The 16,833-nt window shown below is 37.0% G+C and carries 21 protein-coding genes; 10 read left to right on the forward strand and 11 right to left on the reverse strand.

Going from position 1 to position 16,833, the window contains the following annotated elements:
* Window positions 1-65: 65 nt before the first annotated feature.
* On the reverse strand, window positions 66-1,022 hold the full coding sequence (locus tag LUD75_RS00625; protein WP_232703800.1) for a D-2-hydroxyacid dehydrogenase: 957 nt from the start codon (window positions 1,020-1,022) through the stop codon (window positions 66-68).
* 102 nt (window positions 1,023-1,124) lie between these two features.
* Window positions 1,125-1,526 carry a phosphoheptose isomerase gene (locus tag LUD75_RS00630; RefSeq protein WP_232703801.1) on the reverse strand — a complete coding sequence of 134 codons (402 nt, stop codon included), beginning with the start codon at window positions 1,524-1,526 and terminating at the stop codon, window positions 1,125-1,127.
* Window positions 1,527-1,909: 383 nt separating this feature from the next.
* Between LUD75_RS00630 and LUD75_RS00635 the strand changes: the two genes are divergently transcribed.
* Together LUD75_RS00635 and LUD75_RS00640 are read left to right on the forward strand one after the other, a co-directional pair.
* Window positions 1,910-3,319, forward strand: coding sequence for an amino acid permease (locus LUD75_RS00635; protein ID WP_232703802.1), 1,410 nt, complete (start codon window positions 1,910-1,912; stop codon window positions 3,317-3,319).
* Window positions 3,309-4,283, forward strand: coding sequence for a WG repeat-containing protein (locus LUD75_RS00640; RefSeq protein WP_232703803.1), 975 nt, complete (start codon window positions 3,309-3,311; stop codon window positions 4,281-4,283). The genes LUD75_RS00635 and LUD75_RS00640 overlap by 11 nt, the downstream gene beginning before the upstream one ends.
* Before the next feature lie 25 nt (window positions 4,284-4,308).
* Here LUD75_RS00640 and pheA read toward each other — a convergent pair whose 3' ends face one another.
* The 9 genes from pheA to LUD75_RS00685 all read right to left on the reverse strand — a co-directional run bounded on the left by pheA (window position 4,309) and on the right by LUD75_RS00685 (window position 11,623).
* Window positions 4,309-5,157: a prephenate dehydratase gene (gene pheA, locus LUD75_RS00645; protein ID WP_232703804.1), complete on the reverse strand. Its 849-nt coding sequence runs from the start codon at window positions 5,155-5,157 to the stop codon at window positions 4,309-4,311.
* A gap of 181 nt (window positions 5,158-5,338) precedes the next feature.
* Window positions 5,339-6,130 (reverse strand): DUF2490 domain-containing protein, encoded by a 792-nt coding sequence (locus LUD75_RS00650; protein WP_232703805.1) that lies wholly within the window; start codon window positions 6,128-6,130, stop codon window positions 5,339-5,341.
* A 55-nt stretch (window positions 6,131-6,185) separates the two neighbouring features.
* Window positions 6,186-6,629: a hypothetical protein gene (locus LUD75_RS00655; RefSeq protein ID WP_232703806.1), complete on the reverse strand. Its 444-nt coding sequence runs from the start codon at window positions 6,627-6,629 to the stop codon at window positions 6,186-6,188.
* A 32-nt stretch (window positions 6,630-6,661) separates the two neighbouring features.
* Window positions 6,662-7,732, reverse strand: coding sequence for an endonuclease/exonuclease/phosphatase family protein (locus LUD75_RS00660; protein ID WP_232703807.1), 1,071 nt, complete (start codon window positions 7,730-7,732; stop codon window positions 6,662-6,664).
* Between the two features lie 8 nt (window positions 7,733-7,740).
* Entirely contained in the window at window positions 7,741-8,238 is a 498-nt protein-coding gene (locus LUD75_RS00665; RefSeq protein WP_232703808.1) for a GNAT family N-acetyltransferase, read from the reverse strand.
* Window positions 8,239-8,309: 71 nt separating this feature from the next.
* The gene (locus tag LUD75_RS00670) at window positions 8,310-9,461 is read right to left on the reverse strand and encodes a cystathionine gamma-synthase (RefSeq protein ID WP_232703809.1); all 1,152 of its coding nucleotides are present in this window, start codon (window positions 9,459-9,461) and stop codon (window positions 8,310-8,312) included.
* A 4-nt stretch (window positions 9,462-9,465) separates the two neighbouring features.
* Window positions 9,466-10,173, reverse strand: a complete 708-nt coding sequence (locus LUD75_RS00675) for a hypothetical protein (RefSeq protein WP_232703810.1) — start codon at window positions 10,171-10,173, stop codon at window positions 9,466-9,468.
* Between the two features lies 1 nt (window position 10,174).
* Window positions 10,175-10,501, reverse strand: coding sequence for a gliding motility protein GldC (gene gldC / locus LUD75_RS00680; protein ID WP_232703811.1), 327 nt, complete (start codon window positions 10,499-10,501; stop codon window positions 10,175-10,177).
* Window positions 10,502-10,609: 108 nt separating this feature from the next.
* Window positions 10,610-11,623 (reverse strand): gliding motility protein GldB, encoded by a 1,014-nt coding sequence (locus tag LUD75_RS00685; protein WP_232703812.1) that lies wholly within the window; start codon window positions 11,621-11,623, stop codon window positions 10,610-10,612.
* An 18-nt stretch (window positions 11,624-11,641) separates the two neighbouring features.
* Between LUD75_RS00685 and LUD75_RS00690 the strand changes: the two genes are divergently transcribed.
* From LUD75_RS00690 to ubiE, 8 genes are all read left to right on the forward strand, one after another.
* Entirely contained in the window at window positions 11,642-12,178 is a 537-nt protein-coding gene (locus LUD75_RS00690; protein WP_232703813.1) for a GNAT family N-acetyltransferase, read from the forward strand.
* Complete coding sequence (locus LUD75_RS00695) at window positions 12,165-12,596, forward strand: hypothetical protein (RefSeq protein WP_232703814.1); 432 nt, start codon at window positions 12,165-12,167, stop codon at window positions 12,594-12,596. Before LUD75_RS00690 ends, LUD75_RS00695 begins: the two co-directional genes overlap by 14 nt.
* Before the next feature lie 5 nt (window positions 12,597-12,601).
* Window positions 12,602-13,396 carry an NAD(+) synthase gene (gene nadE, locus LUD75_RS00700; RefSeq protein WP_232703815.1) on the forward strand — a complete coding sequence of 265 codons (795 nt, stop codon included), beginning with the start codon at window positions 12,602-12,604 and terminating at the stop codon, window positions 13,394-13,396.
* 25 nt (window positions 13,397-13,421) lie between these two features.
* Window positions 13,422-13,685 (forward strand): hypothetical protein, encoded by a 264-nt coding sequence (locus LUD75_RS00705; protein ID WP_232703816.1) that lies wholly within the window; start codon window positions 13,422-13,424, stop codon window positions 13,683-13,685.
* A 7-nt stretch (window positions 13,686-13,692) separates the two neighbouring features.
* On the forward strand, window positions 13,693-14,343 hold the full coding sequence (locus LUD75_RS00710) for a hypothetical protein (RefSeq protein ID WP_232703817.1): 651 nt from the start codon (window positions 13,693-13,695) through the stop codon (window positions 14,341-14,343).
* 27 nt (window positions 14,344-14,370) lie between these two features.
* On the forward strand, window positions 14,371-15,408 hold the full coding sequence (gene ribD / locus LUD75_RS00715) for a bifunctional diaminohydroxyphosphoribosylaminopyrimidine deaminase/5-amino-6-(5-phosphoribosylamino)uracil reductase RibD (protein ID WP_232703818.1): 1,038 nt from the start codon (window positions 14,371-14,373) through the stop codon (window positions 15,406-15,408).
* Between the two features lie 74 nt (window positions 15,409-15,482).
* The gene (locus LUD75_RS00720) at window positions 15,483-16,055 is read left to right on the forward strand and encodes a hypothetical protein (RefSeq protein ID WP_232703819.1); all 573 of its coding nucleotides are present in this window, start codon (window positions 15,483-15,485) and stop codon (window positions 16,053-16,055) included.
* A gap of 28 nt (window positions 16,056-16,083) precedes the next feature.
* A complete protein-coding gene (ubiE, locus tag LUD75_RS00725; protein WP_232703820.1) occupies window positions 16,084-16,833 on the forward strand; it encodes a bifunctional demethylmenaquinone methyltransferase/2-methoxy-6-polyprenyl-1,4-benzoquinol methylase UbiE in 750 nt (249 codons plus the stop codon).

Below are 16,833 nucleotides of genomic sequence, written 5' to 3' on the forward strand. Positions count from 1 at the left end.
ATCTGAATGGTGAAAATAAAAAATGCCCGTTAAAAAACGAGCATTTTATTTATGTTTAAGTTAAATTATTTAACCAAAAGGATACTCGCGATCTGATTCGCCAATTCAGTTCCAATTCTATCCTGAGCTTCCTCTGTCGCAGCTCCTGTGTGAGGCGTCAAAGAGATCTTCGGGTGGTTCAAAATCTTATCAGAAGGCGTAGGCTCGTTCTCGAAAACATCAAGACCTGCAAACGCTATCTTCCCGGAATCCAACGCTGCAATCAAAGCATTTTCGTCGATCACACCACCTCTTGCACAGTTCACGATGGCTGCACCAGGTTTCATTTTTTCCAACTCGGCCGCGCCGATGATCGGGCCATCCTGAGCAGGGACGTGAAGCGTGATGAAATCTGAATGCTGGATCAATTGCTCCAACGGTTCTGTTTCAATTTCAACATTGATGTATTGGCTGTTGTAGAAATCCACTCTTACGCTCGCCTTCCCGATTCTTGTATCGGAAGCGATCACTTTCATTCCCAGTCCAAGCGCGATTCTAGCTACTTCTTGTCCAATTCTTCCGATGCCGACGATCCCGATGGTTTTACCTCTGAGTTCGATTCCAGCTTCGTATTTTTTCTTAAGTTTTGCAAACTCAGTGTTTCCTTTCACAGGCATTTGTCTGTTCGCATCCTGCAAGAATCTGCAACCTGAGAAAAGGTGTGCAAAAACCAATTCCGCCACAGATTCCGACGAAGCTGCCGGCGTATTGATCACGTGTTTTCCTTTCTCTCTTGCGTAAGCCACTTCGATATTGTCCATCCCAACACCACCTCTACCGATGATCTCCAGGCTTGGGCAATTGTCCACCATTTCCTTGGTCACTTTCGTCGCGCTTCTTACAAGCAGAACAGCCACCTGATTTTCGTTGATATAAGTAATTAGATCTTCCTGAGCCACTTTTGCAGTGATCACCTCGAATCCGTTTTCTAATAGCGCATTGATCCCAGACTGCGTCAATCCGTCATTTGCAAGTACTTTCATTCTGTATAATTGATAGTTGATAAATTATGAATGATAAAAAGAAGAGTGATAAATAATCTGAATTTACAATCATTTATCACTCATCAATATCATCTATTATGATTAGTCGCGGAAAACTTCTATGGTCACTTGTTTCTCAACCATATCCGTGAATTTTCCTTTGTATCTTGTTGCTTTTACAAGGTGGTTATCAATCCAGTGGTAATTTCCGCCTCTTGGTTTTCCCAGCAATACACTGTGGTATTTGAAACCGTGTTTGTTTAACCACGTTTCTGTCACTTCTCGCAAATCCTCAGTTCTGGAAGTAAAAAAGCAAATCTGGTGACCTTCGTCATACCATTTGTTAATCGTTTCCAAAGCATCTGGGAAAGGCTCGCAAGTCACCATTCTTTCCGGCTCTTCATTCGGAACATCTTCTGTAATTGTTCCATCGATATCGATCAGATAATTCTTGATATCGCCTTTCAGCATTGGGCTCAGATGTTCTATGTATTCTAGTTCCATATCGTGTGTAAAATTGAAGTTGCAAAATTAGGCTTTTCTCTGTAAACTAACAAACTATTATCAAATGCTTAATAGAATCTTAATTTTATAGAATATTTTAAAGAAAAATTTCCTTTTAGTTTTATCCAAAGCAGAGACTGAGATAATATTTTTCGCAATCGTGATTTAGGCTTTGCTCAGCAGGGTCAAAAATAAATGATTGGAAAATGTGATAATAAAATGCAAAACTTCAATTTTTGGCAACACCTCAACCCGACTTGAAAGAATCTATAAGTTTTGGAAGGCGGTAAAAAGCTGTCCAAATAATCTCAATCACTTTTTAATTTACTCACGGTCATCAAAATACCAAAGATGTTTTTATATTTGATGAAGAATAAAAAACTATGGAAAAGAAACTCAAACTTTGGGACGCAGTGATGATCGTAATGGGATCGATGATCGGAAGCGGGATTTTTATCGTGAGCGCCGATATTATGCGGAATCTCGGTTCCGGCTATTGGCTGATCGTCGTTTGGCTGATCACAACTGTAATGACCGTTGCAGCGGCAATCAGCTACGGCGAACTCTCGGCGATGTTCCCAAAAGCGGGCGGACAATATACTTATATCACAAAAATCTTCGGGAAACCAATGGGATTCCTCTACGGTTGGGGAATGTTTACGGTGATCCAAACTGGGACAATTGCAGCGGTGGCTGTGGCTTTTGGGAAGTTCACGGCATATCTCGTTCCTTCCCTGAATGACGCTGCTCCGATCTTTCAAAGTGGCGAATTTCAGATTACCTGGATTCAGATCTTGGCAATTGTCGTGATTATTTTCCTGACTTTTGTGAATACGAAAGGTGTACAGTTTGGGAAAATATTACAGAATGTTTTTACCTCTTCAAAAATCATCGCGCTTCTTGGATTGATTATTTTAGGTTTTATTTTGATCGATAAATCCAATTGGAGTTCGAATATGAGTTTTGGTTGGGACGCTTTTCAAAACTTAAAAAATACAGAATGGACAAGAATATCCGGTGCCACGATCCTTGGTGGAATTGCCGCTGCGATGGTTGGTTCGGTTTTCAGTTCGGTGGCTTGGGAGAATGTCACTTTCATTTCCGGCGAGATCGAGAATCCTAAAAAGAACGTTGTAAAAGCCATGATCTTGGGAACTTCGGCTGTGATGATCCTTTATCTTTTGGTGAATTTCGTGTACCTCAATGCGCTAGACAGAGACTCGATTGCATTTGCAGCGAATGACAGAGTGGCGGTTTCTGCAGCGGAGAAAATGTTCGGAAATGCAGGAACAATCATTATCGCTATTCTTGTGATGATCTCGACATTTGGTTGCGTAAACGGAATTGTTCTCGCGGGCGCAAGGGTTTTCCAAACGATGGCAAAAGATGGATTATTCCTAAAATCAGCCGTTGAAAACAACAAAAACGGCGTTCCAGAAAAATCCCTTTGGATGCAAGGAATCTGGGCGAGTTTACTTTGCCTGAGCGGACAATATGGGAACCTTTTGGATATGGTTTCCTTCGTGATCGTTCTGTTTTATATGCTGACCGTTTTTGGCGTAATATATCTGAGAATCAAAAAACCTGAAATGGAAAGAGGTTACAAAACCTTTCTTTATCCGTTTACACCTGTGCTTTACCTTTTGATCGGGACGGCGTTTTGTATTTTGCTTTTGATCTATAAACCAGGTTACACGTTGCCAGGATTGGGATTGATTTTGCTTGGGTTGCCGGTTTATTTTTTTATTAATAAGAAAGTTATTGACGTTGACAATCTCAAAAATGATGAATAAAAAATTTCTTCTCCTAGCATTTATCTTTTTCACAATCATTTGTTATTCACAAAATTTAATTGTGAAATTCCAAGATAAAATAGATTTTAATCTTCTCAACGAATTGGTAAAGATGTCTGATGATGCGGTTTCTGTAAGTAATTCAGACTCGAAGAAAAAGTTATTTTATTTTTATGATTCTAAAACCAATGACAAAATATTCGCTAATGAATACGAAATGGCTTATCCATTTGTTGGGGAAACAGCAATTGTAAAGTATAATAAAAATTGGGGATTGATAAATCGTTCTGGGAAATTCTTATACTATTCGGAAATTAAAAACACTGTCGGATTATCTTCTTATGAGAAATATGCCATTTTTAATAATGGAACACAAGAAATCTACAACTTAGGAAATGGAGAAAAACAATCGGGATTTATATATTGTGCTGAACCCGCTGGTCCTGATTTTTGGATAACAAAAACTGAGTCTGGGAAGTATAAACTACTTAAATCGGAAGACCAAACTTCGTTATTTCCTGAGGAAGTGGATTCTATAATTTTGCAACATAATCGTCCTTTTACAACTTTTAACAGCCCGATTATCCTTAAAAATAAGAACAAATATGGGTTATATCTTTCAGACAGCAAAGAAATTCTAAAAATGAAATTTGATAACATGAAATTTTTAGGAGATAACTACATATTGGTTCTCGAAAACAAAAAATGGAATTATTACATCTATGAAAACAATCAACTTAATCTTGTTTTAAGAACAGAGATTGAATGTCAAACCGCTGCCTATCAAAATAATCTAATTGGTGTTTTTAGAAATGGTAATAAGTATAATCTTTTAAAAACTAACGGAAAAATATTATCCAAAGAATTTGATTATATAAATTCTGAAGCAACTTTTGGGATCGATGGAAATTCAGTAGTTATCTTTGATTCAAAAGGAAATTTTTACAATTATTATAATAAATAAAATTTGACTATTTAAACAAGTAAAATTACCCATCCAACAAAAACTCTTTATAATTCCCCAAAAACTTCACATCAGCACCAATCGCTTTCAGCTCGTCCACAGAATTGATGTAAAGCACATCGTCCCAACCGCCAACAACGGTCACGAAGAAGAAATAATTTCCCAATCTGGTCTTTAAAGTTCGGGATTCGATTTTGCTAAGGTTCATATTTCGCCAAGCAAAAACCGACAAAACCTGATGCAATCCTCCAGCGTGATCCTGTGGTAAAGTGATGAGCATCGCGGTTTTCTTCCCTATATTTTCCAGATGATTTTCGTAAGAATTCTCAGTTTTGGAAATAATGATAAATCTGGTGTGATTCTCCTCGACGTCGTGGATGTTTTCATTAAGGATTTTCAAACCGTATAATTCGGCCGCAAATTTATTCGCAACGGCCGCAATTTTTCTATCTGGATTTTCAGAAACACGTTTTGCCGCCGCCGCTGTGGAAGCGAAATCCTGTTTCGGAACGTCGGGATAATTTTTATTCAGAAAATGAAAACTTTGCGCAAGCGCCTGCGGATGAGAATAGATCTTCTCGATAGAATCTTGATTTTCCTGATCTGGATGGATCATCAAATGGTGTGCAATCGGCATTACCGCTTCCGCTTCGATCTTGATTTCGGGAGTCTGATAAAGGTAATCCAAAGTCATAGAAACCGTCCCTTCAATCGAGTTTTCCAAGGGAACCACTGCTTTGTCCACTTCATTGTTCTGAACTGCCAAGAAGCAATCCAAGATGTTCGATTTTGGGATCAACTCATCATTAGGGAATAACTGCGTTGCGGTCAACTGCGTAAAAGAAGCTTCGGGTCCGAGGAATGCTATTTTCATTTTGCGAAAATAAAGAATTTTTGAACCACAAAAGTCACAAAAGAAAATTTATTCTTCAACAGAAATCCTTCGACTCCGCTCAGGATGACAACTCAAATTCTACTTACCAAATATTAACGATGTCAGGTTGAGCGTAGTCGAGAATGTTTTTAATCAAAAACTATGTGTCTACGTGGTTATATTAATACACAGTTTTCTTAGAAAAATCAAAATTGAAATTTGCACTTACAATAAATCCATTGTTGTACTGGAACACATTTTTGCCTTCCACTTCCCTTCCCAACTGCACGATTTGATTCAGATATCCACCTTCTACCCTGACCAAATTGTTGAATTTGTAACCCAATAAAACGCCTATTCGATTTTGGTCAAAAACATTCTCGCCGACATTTTTCCCAAATCCAATCATCAATTCGTCATAAACCGCAACGTAAGGCGTTTTGTCACCAATCGAATTTCCTTTTAAAGGCATTTGCAAACGAATCATATATCGCGCTCGGTTCAGAAATGGATATTGATCTTCGGAAGTCAGGTTGGCATTAGAATATCGCCCAACCCAACGCTGTTCTAGCATAAAACGGTGAGACAGATCGATTTTTCCGATTTTATCAGTAATGGTTGCCATTTCGTAGATCCTGTGTTCTGTGAAATCTTTTCCCATTCCGTTGATCGGAATGTCACCATAAGGAAAAGTCTCTGCCCAAGCGTAACCAACGCGCAATTGCAGATTTGGATTTGCCTGATAATTAAGTCCCAAACGCAAAAGACTCTGTTGCCAAGTCGTGATGTAATCATTTCTTCGCCACTGATATTCTGTGTGAATGGAGAATTTCGAATCCAGCTTGAAAGTTCCGTTGTACGCGTACCAACCAATATTGTTGTGATCGCTGATCCGGTTTTGTGCGGAAATAGATGTTGAAATTGAAATTAGAAAAAGAGCGCTGAAAAATAATTTTGCCTTGTTGAAAAACATATTTTTAAAATATCGATTTCAGCAAAAATAGAAATTCGGAAATGGATAGACAACCTTAATCGGTTTTTATCTTTAAGACGGGTGCGCTGTAATTGTTCGTTTTTTTGTCAGGATCGATGACGCTGGAAGTTTTCAAAAGATCTTCAGCAATCAGGATATTTTCGTCGTGAACAGCGATATCATTAAGGAAAACCAAAGCATTAGCAGGTAATTTGAATCTTTTCTTCGCTTCGGAAATGGTCAGACTTTCGATGGTCATTTTTTCTTTGAGCGTGATGTTGATCAATCCATTTTTTATCAAATCATCAAATTTCGCAGTTTCTGTAGAAGGTGTTTTGTAAACCTGAACCTGCTCGATCTTATTTGGGTCCAAACTATTCAAAGTTAGATTTCCCATCACCACATTTTGGACAATGACAATTGGTTTTGGTTCCGTTGTCTGTGCAGAATTTAAAATAAATGCGAAGGAAAGTATGAAGCTAAAGATGATCTTTTTCATTATTAATAAATTTAATTTCCAAGATACAAAAATTAATTGGCATCACCTTTTTCGATGCCTTCCCCTATTTTTCCATCCACTTCCTGCTCTTCATCGTCGGAAATTTCCAGTTGATCTTCTGTATCTTCATTTCTGATGACGAGCGAGATCCAAATTGGAAAATGGTCAGAATCCACGGACTTTGTGACATTCATATCCACCAATCGGAAATGTGGACTCACGAAAAAATGATCTAATGGCCAACGCAAAAACCAATATTTGGCGTGAAAGGTATTGAACATGCCTCTTCCACGTCGGGGATCCAACATTCCGCTGGATTTTAGAAATAATTTGGTGGTTTGCGACCAAGCGACGTCATTCAGGTCTCCAAAAACGATGGCTGGTTTCCCGTATTCTTCCGCTTTTTTTCCGACCAAAAGAATCTCAGCATCACGTTCGGTACTTTCTGGATTTTCCTGAGGAACTGGCGGCGTGGGATGAATCCCGTATAATCTGACAATGTTATTGTTATACTCCAAGTCGGCAACGATGGACGGAATATCATCATCTATCAAATAATTGATCTCATAATTTTTAACCGGAAAATGACTGTAAAACAACAGGCCATAAGTATTTGCCAATGGAACCTCAATCTTGTATTCGTAATCTTTTGTGACCACTGCCAAAGCTTTTCTCCACTCTTCATCCGTTTCCAGGAAGAACAAAACGGTGGGATCATTTTCTTTGATCAGGTCAATTAGTTTCTGATAATTTCGGTTATGTTGATAGACATTACAAACCAAAATATCGAGCGTGGTCTCGTCCGCATTTGGTTTAACTTTATCAATCATCGTCTTTCCAAATCTTGTGTAAGGAAGAATAATGTACAAAAGATAAAGTGCAAATACAACTTCTAACGCCAAGAGAACTTTGTCGTAATCCGTGGGTTCAGGAATGGCAAATTTCCATAAAGCAATCAGAACGATTAGAATCACAAACTTCTGAAAACGAGGATAATCGAAAATCCTAAAGGTCCAAAATGTGTTTTTGACAGAAGGAATCAGAATAGAGAAGATCGCCAATATGGAAATGATCCAGTACAAACAATACGTGTAGTTTTCCATATGTAAAATTAGTCTTTGATGGTTTTGCCTAAAATAATAAGACTTTGTTTTTCGCCATCAAGTTCAGCGATATTTTTGAGATTGGCCCAAAGTTCGAAACCGAATTTTTCAAATAAGGTCAAACTCGGCAAATTGTGAGCGAAGATAAAGGCGAGTAGATTTTCGATGCCCAGACTTGGACATTTTTCTAATGACAACTTTAAAATCTGTTGACCGAAACCTTTGCTTCGGAAATTTTCATCAATGTAAATACTGATCTCAGCTGTTTTCTGATAAGCCGGACGGCCATAAAAATCCTGAAAACTGACCCAGCCGATGGTATTTTTCTGAGCATCTTCCACCATCCAAAGCGGACGCGTTTCAGAATTGTGTTCATTAAACCAATCAACTTTGCTTTCGACGGAAACAGTCTCCAGATCGGCAGTAACCAATCGCGACGCCACCGTAGAATTGTAAATCTCTACGATTTTTGGAAGGTCTTCTAAAGTGGCGTCTCGAAAAGTCATATTTTTAATTAATTTTGAAATTGAGAGATTCAGAGATTCAGTAATTTCTACATCACTCAATTTTTAATTTCTTAATTCAATGTGTTAAACGCTTGTTCCAAATCAGCAATCAAATCTTCTGCATCTTCAATTCCGACGCTCAATCTTACCAAGTCATCCGTGATTCCAAGAACTGCTCTCTTCTCTTCTGGGATCGATGCGTGTGTCATCAATGCCGGAAGGTTTGCCAACGATTCTACGCCACCCAAAGATTCTGCCAAAGTGAAAACTTTGATGTTTTCCAAGAATTTCACCGCATCTTCTTTCTTTCCGGATTTGAAAGTGAAAGAAACCATTCCTCCAAATTCAGTCATTTGTCTGGTCGCCAAATCGTATTGTGGATGAGAAGACAATCCTGGGTAATAGATTTTATCAACTAAAGAATGCGTTTCCAGATATTTTGCAATTTCGAAACCGTTGTCCGAATGTCTTTGCATTCTAAGCGCCAAAGTTTTGATCCCTCTCAAGACCAAATAAGAATCGTGAGGTCCCAAAATTCCACCGCTTGCAAACTGGATGAAATGTAGTTTTTCGCCCAATTCTGCATCTTTCGCAATCAAAGCTCCAGCGATGACATCAGAATGTCCGCCTAAATATTTCGTTGCAGAATGCATCACAATGTCAGCACCCAGATCCAAAGGTTTTTGAATATAAGGCGTTGCAAATGTGTTATCTACAGCTACCAAAATATCTTTTCCTTTCACAGTATCAGCGACCATTTTGATATCCACCAATTTCATCAATGGATTGGTTGGTGTTTCTAGCCAGATCAATTTTGTTTTATCTGTTATGACATTTTCAAGTTGCTCAACATTATCGAATCCAATGAACGTAAATTTCAATTGGTATTTTTCGAATAATCTGGTGAACATTCTGTAGGAACCGCCGTAAAGATCATCTACTGCAATGACTTCATCACCTGGATTTAGCAACTTCAAAACACAATCGATCGCGGCCAAACCTGAACCGAAAGCCAAACCTCGTGCACCATTTTCGATGCTTGCCAAGGAATCTTCCAAAGCTTGTCTTGTTGGGTTTGCACCTCTTGAATATTCGTAGCCAGAGATCAATTGTCCCGGACTTTTCTGTGCGAATGTTGATGTTAAAAAAACGGGAACGTTGACTGCGCCAGTCGCTGGCTCGTGCTGTTGTCCGCCGTGAATAACTTTTGTATTGAATTTCATATTTTTAATTATTTGTAAAAGAAAGTCCTAATACTTTGAATGGTATTTTTCTTTTGTAATTATTTTTTGAAAGTGATAATTGATTTCCATATTTAAGGTCATGTAAAATAAACAGAAGAAAAATATGAAAATTTTTCTGGAATATTCTATCTGTTATAATCTCTTCATCGATGTCTGTTCCACTATCATTTTTGTATTGAATACTTAAATACTCATAAATGCCATCATTATTTGTGTGGGAATATTTCCAAAAAATATTTTTCCAAGGAATACTTCTGGTATAATGTCGCAAATTTTCTTTTTCAAAACCTAATATCTGGTAGGTATGGTTTCTTTTGTAATAGAAATCATTTGGAATATTATTAAACTCAATATACTCTTCACAATCTAAACTTTGAATAAATCTTTCTATTTCTGAAGAAGTAAAATGTTTATCAACATCATATCTTTTATTACCAGAATATTCTCTTATAAAAATATAACTGATAATATCAGAATGTTTTCTTAAGAATCTACCATAAGTTTTATGAGTGAAAAGATAATTCAAAACTAAAAAAACAATGGAGAATGAAAGAAAAATTAACACCTTATTATTTTCAAATTTAAAAATCAACATCATTAAAATGTTAATAAAAAAAGATAGAAAAAACGTTAATAAACCTATCCTACTTTCCTTTTTGGTAAAAGAATAAAAGCTTTTTAAAGAAAACATTTTACATTTTTATCGCCGATTTCACCGCAAATTCCTCAGCCACTTCTTCCAACCAACCAGCAACATCTTCTTCGCCAGTTGCACGCAGGTAGGTTTGTCCAAGGGAAACGATGATCTGGTGATAGAAACGTTTCATATGATCCACAGGCATTTCTTTTGTCCAAAGATCGATTCTCAAAGCTTCGGAAGTCTTCTCGTCCCAAACGGAGATCATCACGGCTTTGGTCTCTTGGTTTTCTACGCCGCCGTCTTGTGCATTCCAAGTCATTTTTTCTGGAACGTGATTCTCGTCCAACTCTATATCTACTGTAATTTTTGTTTTACGCATTGTTATATTAAAATTATTGATTAAAAAATTAAATGATCAAAAAATTAGAGATTTGAAATTCGAAAGATGTCAGTCTCTACTTCTTTCAAACCCTCCAATTCTCCAATTTTACTTCGGCCTATATTCGGATCCGTTGAAAATCTCTGTTGCATTTTTCTTCAAAAACACGGGTAATTTTTCATCTGAATGTGCTTTCAAATACTGTTTGCAAATCTGCCAGCCTATCCAAATGGCAATCTGCGGAGAACTTTCTCGGTCAACTTCTGTATAGAATTTCGAAAAAGGCCCGGGCGTGATGAAACGTTCGGACAGATCTGCATCTGCACTGAAAAGCAAATCGTTTTCCACGAAATAATTCCAGATATTCGGTTCATTGGCAACCGCCCAATCGTATTGTTCTTTGGAATAATTGATTTTCAGATGATTCGGAACATTCGGTAAAAATGCATCCTGTAGAATTTGAATTTTCCCCTGATAGACAATCTGATCAAGAAATTTCTGTTGTTCTAATTGTGCTGGAACCAGTCTTGCAGCGAAAAAAGCAGAAATTTTCGGAACGAGATTATCCGGATTCATCGATTTTTGAAAATAAAGATCAAGTCCTCTGTAATTCTTATTTCCATCGCCCATAAATCCAGTAATGTCAACGAAAAGCATATTTTCATCTTCTCTCAAAAAGATCGGATCGGTCACATTTCTGGGATCGACGACTGATGAGTAAAGATAAATATGTGGCGGCTGAAATTTTGGAAAATAATTTTTGATATGTGAAAACAGATCAATCAGTTCTTTGTCAAGCTTCGCTTTATTGATCTTGGAAATCGCTTCTTTATAGATGCGGACTTCCATTGTATCTTTTCTGCGATCACCGTAATCTGCATCCGGAACAGAGCCCTGGAACCAAGGATATTTCTTTTTGAAATCTTCCAAACTGACCGATGAATTGTAGAATTCGCCAGAGAGATCTGTCACGTTTACTTTTTTGACAGGACTTTTGATCTCAACATCCCATTTGTTTTCGTTTTCCTTTTTGCAGGCCGACAAACTGAAAACAATTATGGCCGAAAAAGAGATATATCGGAAAAACTTCATTATTTTTACATTAAGATTTTCGAATAGCAAAAATAAGAATTTTAAAGGATGAAGCTTCCAATTATTACCGAAAGATTGATTTTAAGAAAAATAACATCCGCAGATCTGGATGATTTATTTTTACTGGACAGCAATCCGGAAGTTGTAAAGTATGTAGGCATCAAACCTTTCACGAAAAAAGAAGAAACTTTACATTTAATCGAATGCCTTCTGAACCAATACGAAAAAAACGGAACAGGAAGACTGTCTGTCATCGAAAAGGAAACCAAAAAATTTACCGGCTGGAGCGGCATCAAACTTTTTACAGAGAAAGTCAATGGTTTCAAAAATGTTTACGAATTGGGCTACAGATTTCTCCCTGAATTTTGGGGAAAAGGCTATGCAACAGAATCAGCAAAAGCTTCACTGGGTTTAGGATTTAATCAATTTCATGCTGATAAAATCTATGCTTACGCCGATGTGGAAAATCAAACTTCCAATTATATTCTCACAAAATTAGGCTTCGAAAACAAAGGCACTTTTCTTGATAAAGGCGACAAATGTAACTGGTATGAATTACAAAAAATCAATTATGAAAGCTACTAATTTACTTTTTTTGATCTTATCGTTGATGTTTGTTCCAGCTTGTTCACAAACTCAAAATAAAAACAACAAAATAGTTCTTAATAAAACTTTTAGAACATCAGTTGGTAGTATGTGTGCCGAAACCAATAAGCCGAAACCTTGTGCTGGCTATACTGTTTTCCTGGAATTAAGTTTTAAAAATGATTATGTTCTGGTTAATGAAAAGAACGAAAATCAGTGCGGGATTGTCTCTCAAAATAAATATAAAACAAATTATAAAGTAATAGGAAATACTGTGAAAGTAGAAAAGTTGACCCGATATGGCGAGCCATTGAAAATAGACCAACTTTTGTACGCAAACAACAGTTTGACCGGAAAGACAATCGACCAGGACCAAAGCGGAACGGAGTATGTCTTTGAAGAAATTAAAACAAAATAAAAACAATGCAGACACAAAAAGTAATAGATCATATCGTCAACTGGTTAAAAGATTATGCAGCCAAAGCAAACTCAAAAGGTTTCGTAGTGGGCGTTTCGGGAGGAATAGATTCCGCAGTGGTTTCTACTCTCGCAGCGAAAACAGGATTGCAGACTTTGGTTTTGGAAATGCCGATCCGTCAAAAAGCCGATCAGGTGGACAGAGCTCAGGATCACATCGATTTTCTTAAAGCCAATTTTCCAAATGTAGAAGGTTTCCGAGTAGATCTTACTCCGACTTTTGAAAGTTTCGAAAAAACAACGGAAGGTTATAAGGACGATTCGCCGAGCAAAAATCTGGCAGAAGCGAACACAAGATCGAGACTGAGAATGGTGACGCTTTATTATTACGGACAGATCAACGGACTTCTGGTGACTGGAACAGGAAATAAAGTGGAGGATTTTGGCGTAGGATTTTTCACAAAATACGGCGACGGGGGCGTAGACATCTCTCCTATTGCTGATCTTTACAAAACTCAGGTTTATGACATTGCAAAAGAGTTAGGAATTCTGGAAAGCATCCAAGTTGCAAAACCAACGGACGGACTTTGGGAAGTGGAAAGAACGGATGAAGACCAGATTGGTGCGACTTATCCGGAATTAGAATGGGCAATGGAGCAGCAAAAAGCAGGAAAAACTGAAGCTGATTTTGACGGTCGTGAAAAAGAAGTGATGACCATCTACTTGAGATTCAACAGAGCGACGCAGCATAAGATGAACCCGATTCCGGTTTGTGAGATTCCGGCAGAGTTGAAAGGATAAATTTTTTTATCATAAAAACTTATAGTTGAAAAACAAAAACATTTTTAAGAAACTTGGAGGAGAATTTTTATTTGGAATTCTGGAGACTTTAGGAACTACCTTTGAGTCTAAAATTGGTTTTGGAATATTTCTCATAATTGCTGGAGGCGCATTTTTAATTGGTCCAAAAACTCAAGGTACTGATTTGATTATACAATATGTTGTAGGATCAATTCTAACTGTGTTCGCCATCTTTCTTTTTATATGGCGAATTGAAGAACTTAATAATGAAAAAAATCAAAACAAATAAACATAATATGAAAATCAGAAATCTACTTGCAATATCCATCGGTTTGGTTTTTACATCAAGCTTATATTCTCAGGAAACAAAAACTGAAGAAGCAACTACCGCTGTACCCGTTGAAGTCATTGACCGACTGAATATTCCCGGACCTTTAACATTCAATGAAAATGAATTTCTGCTGGCATTAAGCAAACAAAACTCTGCAACCTGGGCACAGCAGCAATACATTATGAGAGATGATGTCCTGAGTAATTATAAGGAACTGATCAACATTTCTTATTTCGATAAGGAAATTGATATGGAAACTGCCATCAAACAAAAAGTGGAATTTGTTGAAAAAAGAAGATCCAAAGACAAATATTCTTTCGTAAATGTAACAGAAAGTCCAGATGGAAAAGAGATTATCGTAGATTATTTAACAACAGAAACTCCAGCTGAAGGTGAACCGTACGCTGAATACAATCTTGACAGATTCAAAAACTTTGATATTAACGGAAAGAAGTCATTCATCATTTTTTCATATTCCAAAAGGCTTGCAGGAGATTTGAAATATGCAGCCAAATCTCTATCAAAAGAAAGAAACAAACTGATGGAAGCTGCAATCACAACTGCAATTCCGCCAGTGACATACAAACCAACAGAAGTTGAAAAGAAGAAAAAATAATTTTTAAAAAGTCAGAAATCATCATTAATGAATGACGAATTTTACATCAACAGATGTATAGAACTAGCTCAAAAAGCGCTTGGAAAAACCTACCCAAATCCTTTGGTTGGATCGGTCATTGTTCATAACAACAGCATCATTGGCGAAGGTTTTCACAAAAAAGCAGGCGAACCGCACGCAGAAATCAATGCCATTAATTCTATAAAAGAAGAAGACAAACATTTAATTCCCGAATCTACAATTTACGTTTCTTTGGAACCTTGCGCTCATTTTGGAAAAACGCCGCCCTGTGCTTTGAAAATCGTGGAACTTGGTTTCAAAAAAGTGGTGATTGGCGCGATGGACAGCCACGACAAGGTGAATGGTAAAGGAAAAAAAATCATTACCGATGCAGGAATAGAAGTTATTTCTGGAATTTTGGAAGATGAATGCAGAGAACTCAACAAACGGTTTTTTACTTATCATGAAAAGAAACGGCCTTTCATTATTCTGAAGTGGGCACAATCTGCGGATGGTTTTATGGACAAAGATTTCAAGCCGACTCAAATCAGCAATTCACTTTCTAAGCAATTTGTTCATCAAATACGAAGTGAGGAACACGCTATTTTGGTTGGGAAAAATACCGCTCTTCATGACAATCCAAGTTTGACTGTGAGAGAAATCGAAGGACGAAATCCCATTAGAATTTTGATTGATTTTAATCTTGACATTCCGGAAAGTTGTAATATTTATAATGATGAAGCGGAAACGATTATTTTTAATTCAATTAAAGATTCAAAAGATAAATATCTGAAATTCATTAAAATAGAAAAAGAAAATTCATTAGATCAAATCTTGGAAAAGCTGTACGAACTGCAAATCCAATCCGTGATCATTGAAGGCGGAAGATTTACGTTGCAGCAATTTATCGATCAAAATCTTTGGGATGAAACTCTCATCTTCAAAAATCCAAATTTGAATCTTGAAAACGGAACCAAAGCCCCGGATTTCAATTTCGCTCCGGACAAAACTGAAAATTTGAGAGACACTCAGGTTTTATTTTTCAGTAATCACAGTCTTGATTAATATCAGAATTATAAAAATCAGCGCTCAGAAAAATTTCCGTAAATTCGCACCTTTAATATTGATTTTTAAATATTATGAAAAATCTTAGCGCCTCTACGAAAGGTTTGATTTTTTCTTTGCTGGCAATGGGACTTGCATTCGCTATTTACTTTTTGTTTTTGGCGAAAAAGAACTACTATCTTGTGGACAATCCCACGCCGGAAACGTTTTATTTTAAAATTAACAATGGCTCAGAAAATATCCTTTCCGCCGGTCAATATCTGAAAGTTGATCTTAATAAAGGAAAAAATAACATTCAGGTTTTTGATCAGAACAAAAGATTGATTTACGATTCCGCTTTTACAGTCAATAAAGTAAGAGGATTGATAAACATCACAAATAAAGACTATTACGTCAATAATCAATATTATGGTTACGGCCTGAACAGAGATTCTCTGATCACCGCAAAACCGGGAATTGAGATCGATAAGAAGCATTATCTGGGCGATGTGACGAAGATCAGTAAACTTTACACCGAAGATTTTTACTACAATCTGGACGAAGACTATGACCGCGTCATCAAAAATGTTGCGAAAGTCGAAAGCCGCTCCAAGATCTTCAGAAAGCAGGATTTTATTAATTATTACAACAATTACTACAAACAATAATTGATCATCGATAAATGATAATTGATTAATGAATAAATTAAACAACAACGAATTGGAACACAACAACGTAACACCATACAACTCCGAATACAGCAAAAAAAGTCAGGTAGAAGATATGTTTGACAATATTGCACCAAAATATGATCTTCTGAACCACGTTTTATCCATGAAAATTGATGTGCTTTGGAGAAACAAATTGGTCAAAATGCTGGCTAAAGACCAGCCAAAACTGGTTTTGGATGTTGCCACAGGAACCGGAGATCTGGCAATTACGGTTCAAAAAGGAACTAATGCTGACGTTGTTGGCTTGGATCTTTCTCAGCAAATGCTAAACGTTGGAATCGAAAAAATCAGAAAGCAAAATCTGGACGGCAAGATCTCTATGCAGAAAGGCGATGCGGAACAACTTCCGTTTGAGGACAATAAATTCGATGGCGTTACCGTTGCATTTGGAGTAAGAAATTTTGAAAATCTGGAAAAAGGTTTATCAGAATTACGAAGAGTTGTGAAAGAGAACAAAAGTATTTATATCTTAGAATTCTCAAAAGTAGAAGGATTTTTGGGACCATTTTATATGTTTTATTTTAAAAATATATTGCCTGCGATCGGGCGTTTGGTTTCCAAGGACAACCGAGCTTACACGTATCTTCCGGATTCTGTGAATGCGTTTCCTTTTGGAGAAAAGATGAAAACAATTCTTCTGAACACAGGTTTCAAAAAAGTAGAATACACCAAATTGAGTTTAGGAATAGCCACCATTTATAAAGCTACCAAATAG

The sequence above is a fragment of the Epilithonimonas sp. JDS genome, assembly GCF_021261315.1.
Classification (GTDB): Bacteria; Bacteroidota; Bacteroidia; order Flavobacteriales; family Weeksellaceae; genus Epilithonimonas.

What these genes read in the sequence shown, in the direction of transcription:
- LUD75_RS00625 (WP_232703800.1), bottom strand. Translation starts at nt 1,022, where the DNA reads ATGAAAGTACTTGCAAATGACGGATTGACGCAGTCTGGGATCAATGCG.
- LUD75_RS00630 (WP_232703801.1), bottom strand. Translation starts at nt 1,526, where the DNA reads ATGGAACTAGAATACATAGAACATCTGAGCCCAATGCTGAAAGGCGAT.
- LUD75_RS00635 (WP_232703802.1), top strand. Translation starts at nt 1,910, where the DNA reads ATGGAAAAGAAACTCAAACTTTGGGACGCAGTGATGATCGTAATGGGA.
- LUD75_RS00640 (WP_232703803.1), top strand. Translation starts at nt 3,309, where the DNA reads ATGATGAATAAAAAATTTCTTCTCCTAGCATTTATCTTTTTCACAATC.
- pheA (WP_232703804.1), bottom strand. Translation starts at nt 5,157, where the DNA reads ATGAAAATAGCATTCCTCGGACCCGAAGCTTCTTTTACGCAGTTGACC.
- LUD75_RS00650 (WP_232703805.1), bottom strand. Translation starts at nt 6,130, where the DNA reads ATGTTTTTCAACAAGGCAAAATTATTTTTCAGCGCTCTTTTTCTAATT.
- LUD75_RS00655 (WP_232703806.1), bottom strand. Translation starts at nt 6,629, where the DNA reads ATGAAAAAGATCATCTTTAGCTTCATACTTTCCTTCGCATTTATTTTA.
- LUD75_RS00660 (WP_232703807.1), bottom strand. Translation starts at nt 7,732, where the DNA reads ATGGAAAACTACACGTATTGTTTGTACTGGATCATTTCCATATTGGCG.
- LUD75_RS00665 (WP_232703808.1), bottom strand. Translation starts at nt 8,238, where the DNA reads ATGACTTTTCGAGACGCCACTTTAGAAGACCTTCCAAAAATCGTAGAG.
- LUD75_RS00670 (WP_232703809.1), bottom strand. Translation starts at nt 9,461, where the DNA reads ATGAAATTCAATACAAAAGTTATTCACGGCGGACAACAGCACGAGCCA.
- LUD75_RS00675 (WP_232703810.1), bottom strand. Translation starts at nt 10,173, where the DNA reads ATGTTTTCTTTAAAAAGCTTTTATTCTTTTACCAAAAAGGAAAGTAGG.
- gldC (WP_232703811.1), bottom strand. Translation starts at nt 10,501, where the DNA reads ATGCGTAAAACAAAAATTACAGTAGATATAGAGTTGGACGAGAATCAC.
- LUD75_RS00690 (WP_232703813.1), top strand. Translation starts at nt 11,642, where the DNA reads ATGAAGCTTCCAATTATTACCGAAAGATTGATTTTAAGAAAAATAACA.
- LUD75_RS00695 (WP_232703814.1), top strand. Translation starts at nt 12,165, where the DNA reads ATGAAAGCTACTAATTTACTTTTTTTGATCTTATCGTTGATGTTTGTT.
- nadE (WP_232703815.1), top strand. Translation starts at nt 12,602, where the DNA reads ATGCAGACACAAAAAGTAATAGATCATATCGTCAACTGGTTAAAAGAT.
- LUD75_RS00710 (WP_232703817.1), top strand. Translation starts at nt 13,693, where the DNA reads ATGAAAATCAGAAATCTACTTGCAATATCCATCGGTTTGGTTTTTACA.
- ribD (WP_232703818.1), top strand. Translation starts at nt 14,371, where the DNA reads ATGAATGACGAATTTTACATCAACAGATGTATAGAACTAGCTCAAAAA.
- LUD75_RS00720 (WP_232703819.1), top strand. Translation starts at nt 15,483, where the DNA reads ATGAAAAATCTTAGCGCCTCTACGAAAGGTTTGATTTTTTCTTTGCTG.
- ubiE (WP_232703820.1), top strand. Translation starts at nt 16,084, where the DNA reads ATGAATAAATTAAACAACAACGAATTGGAACACAACAACGTAACACCA.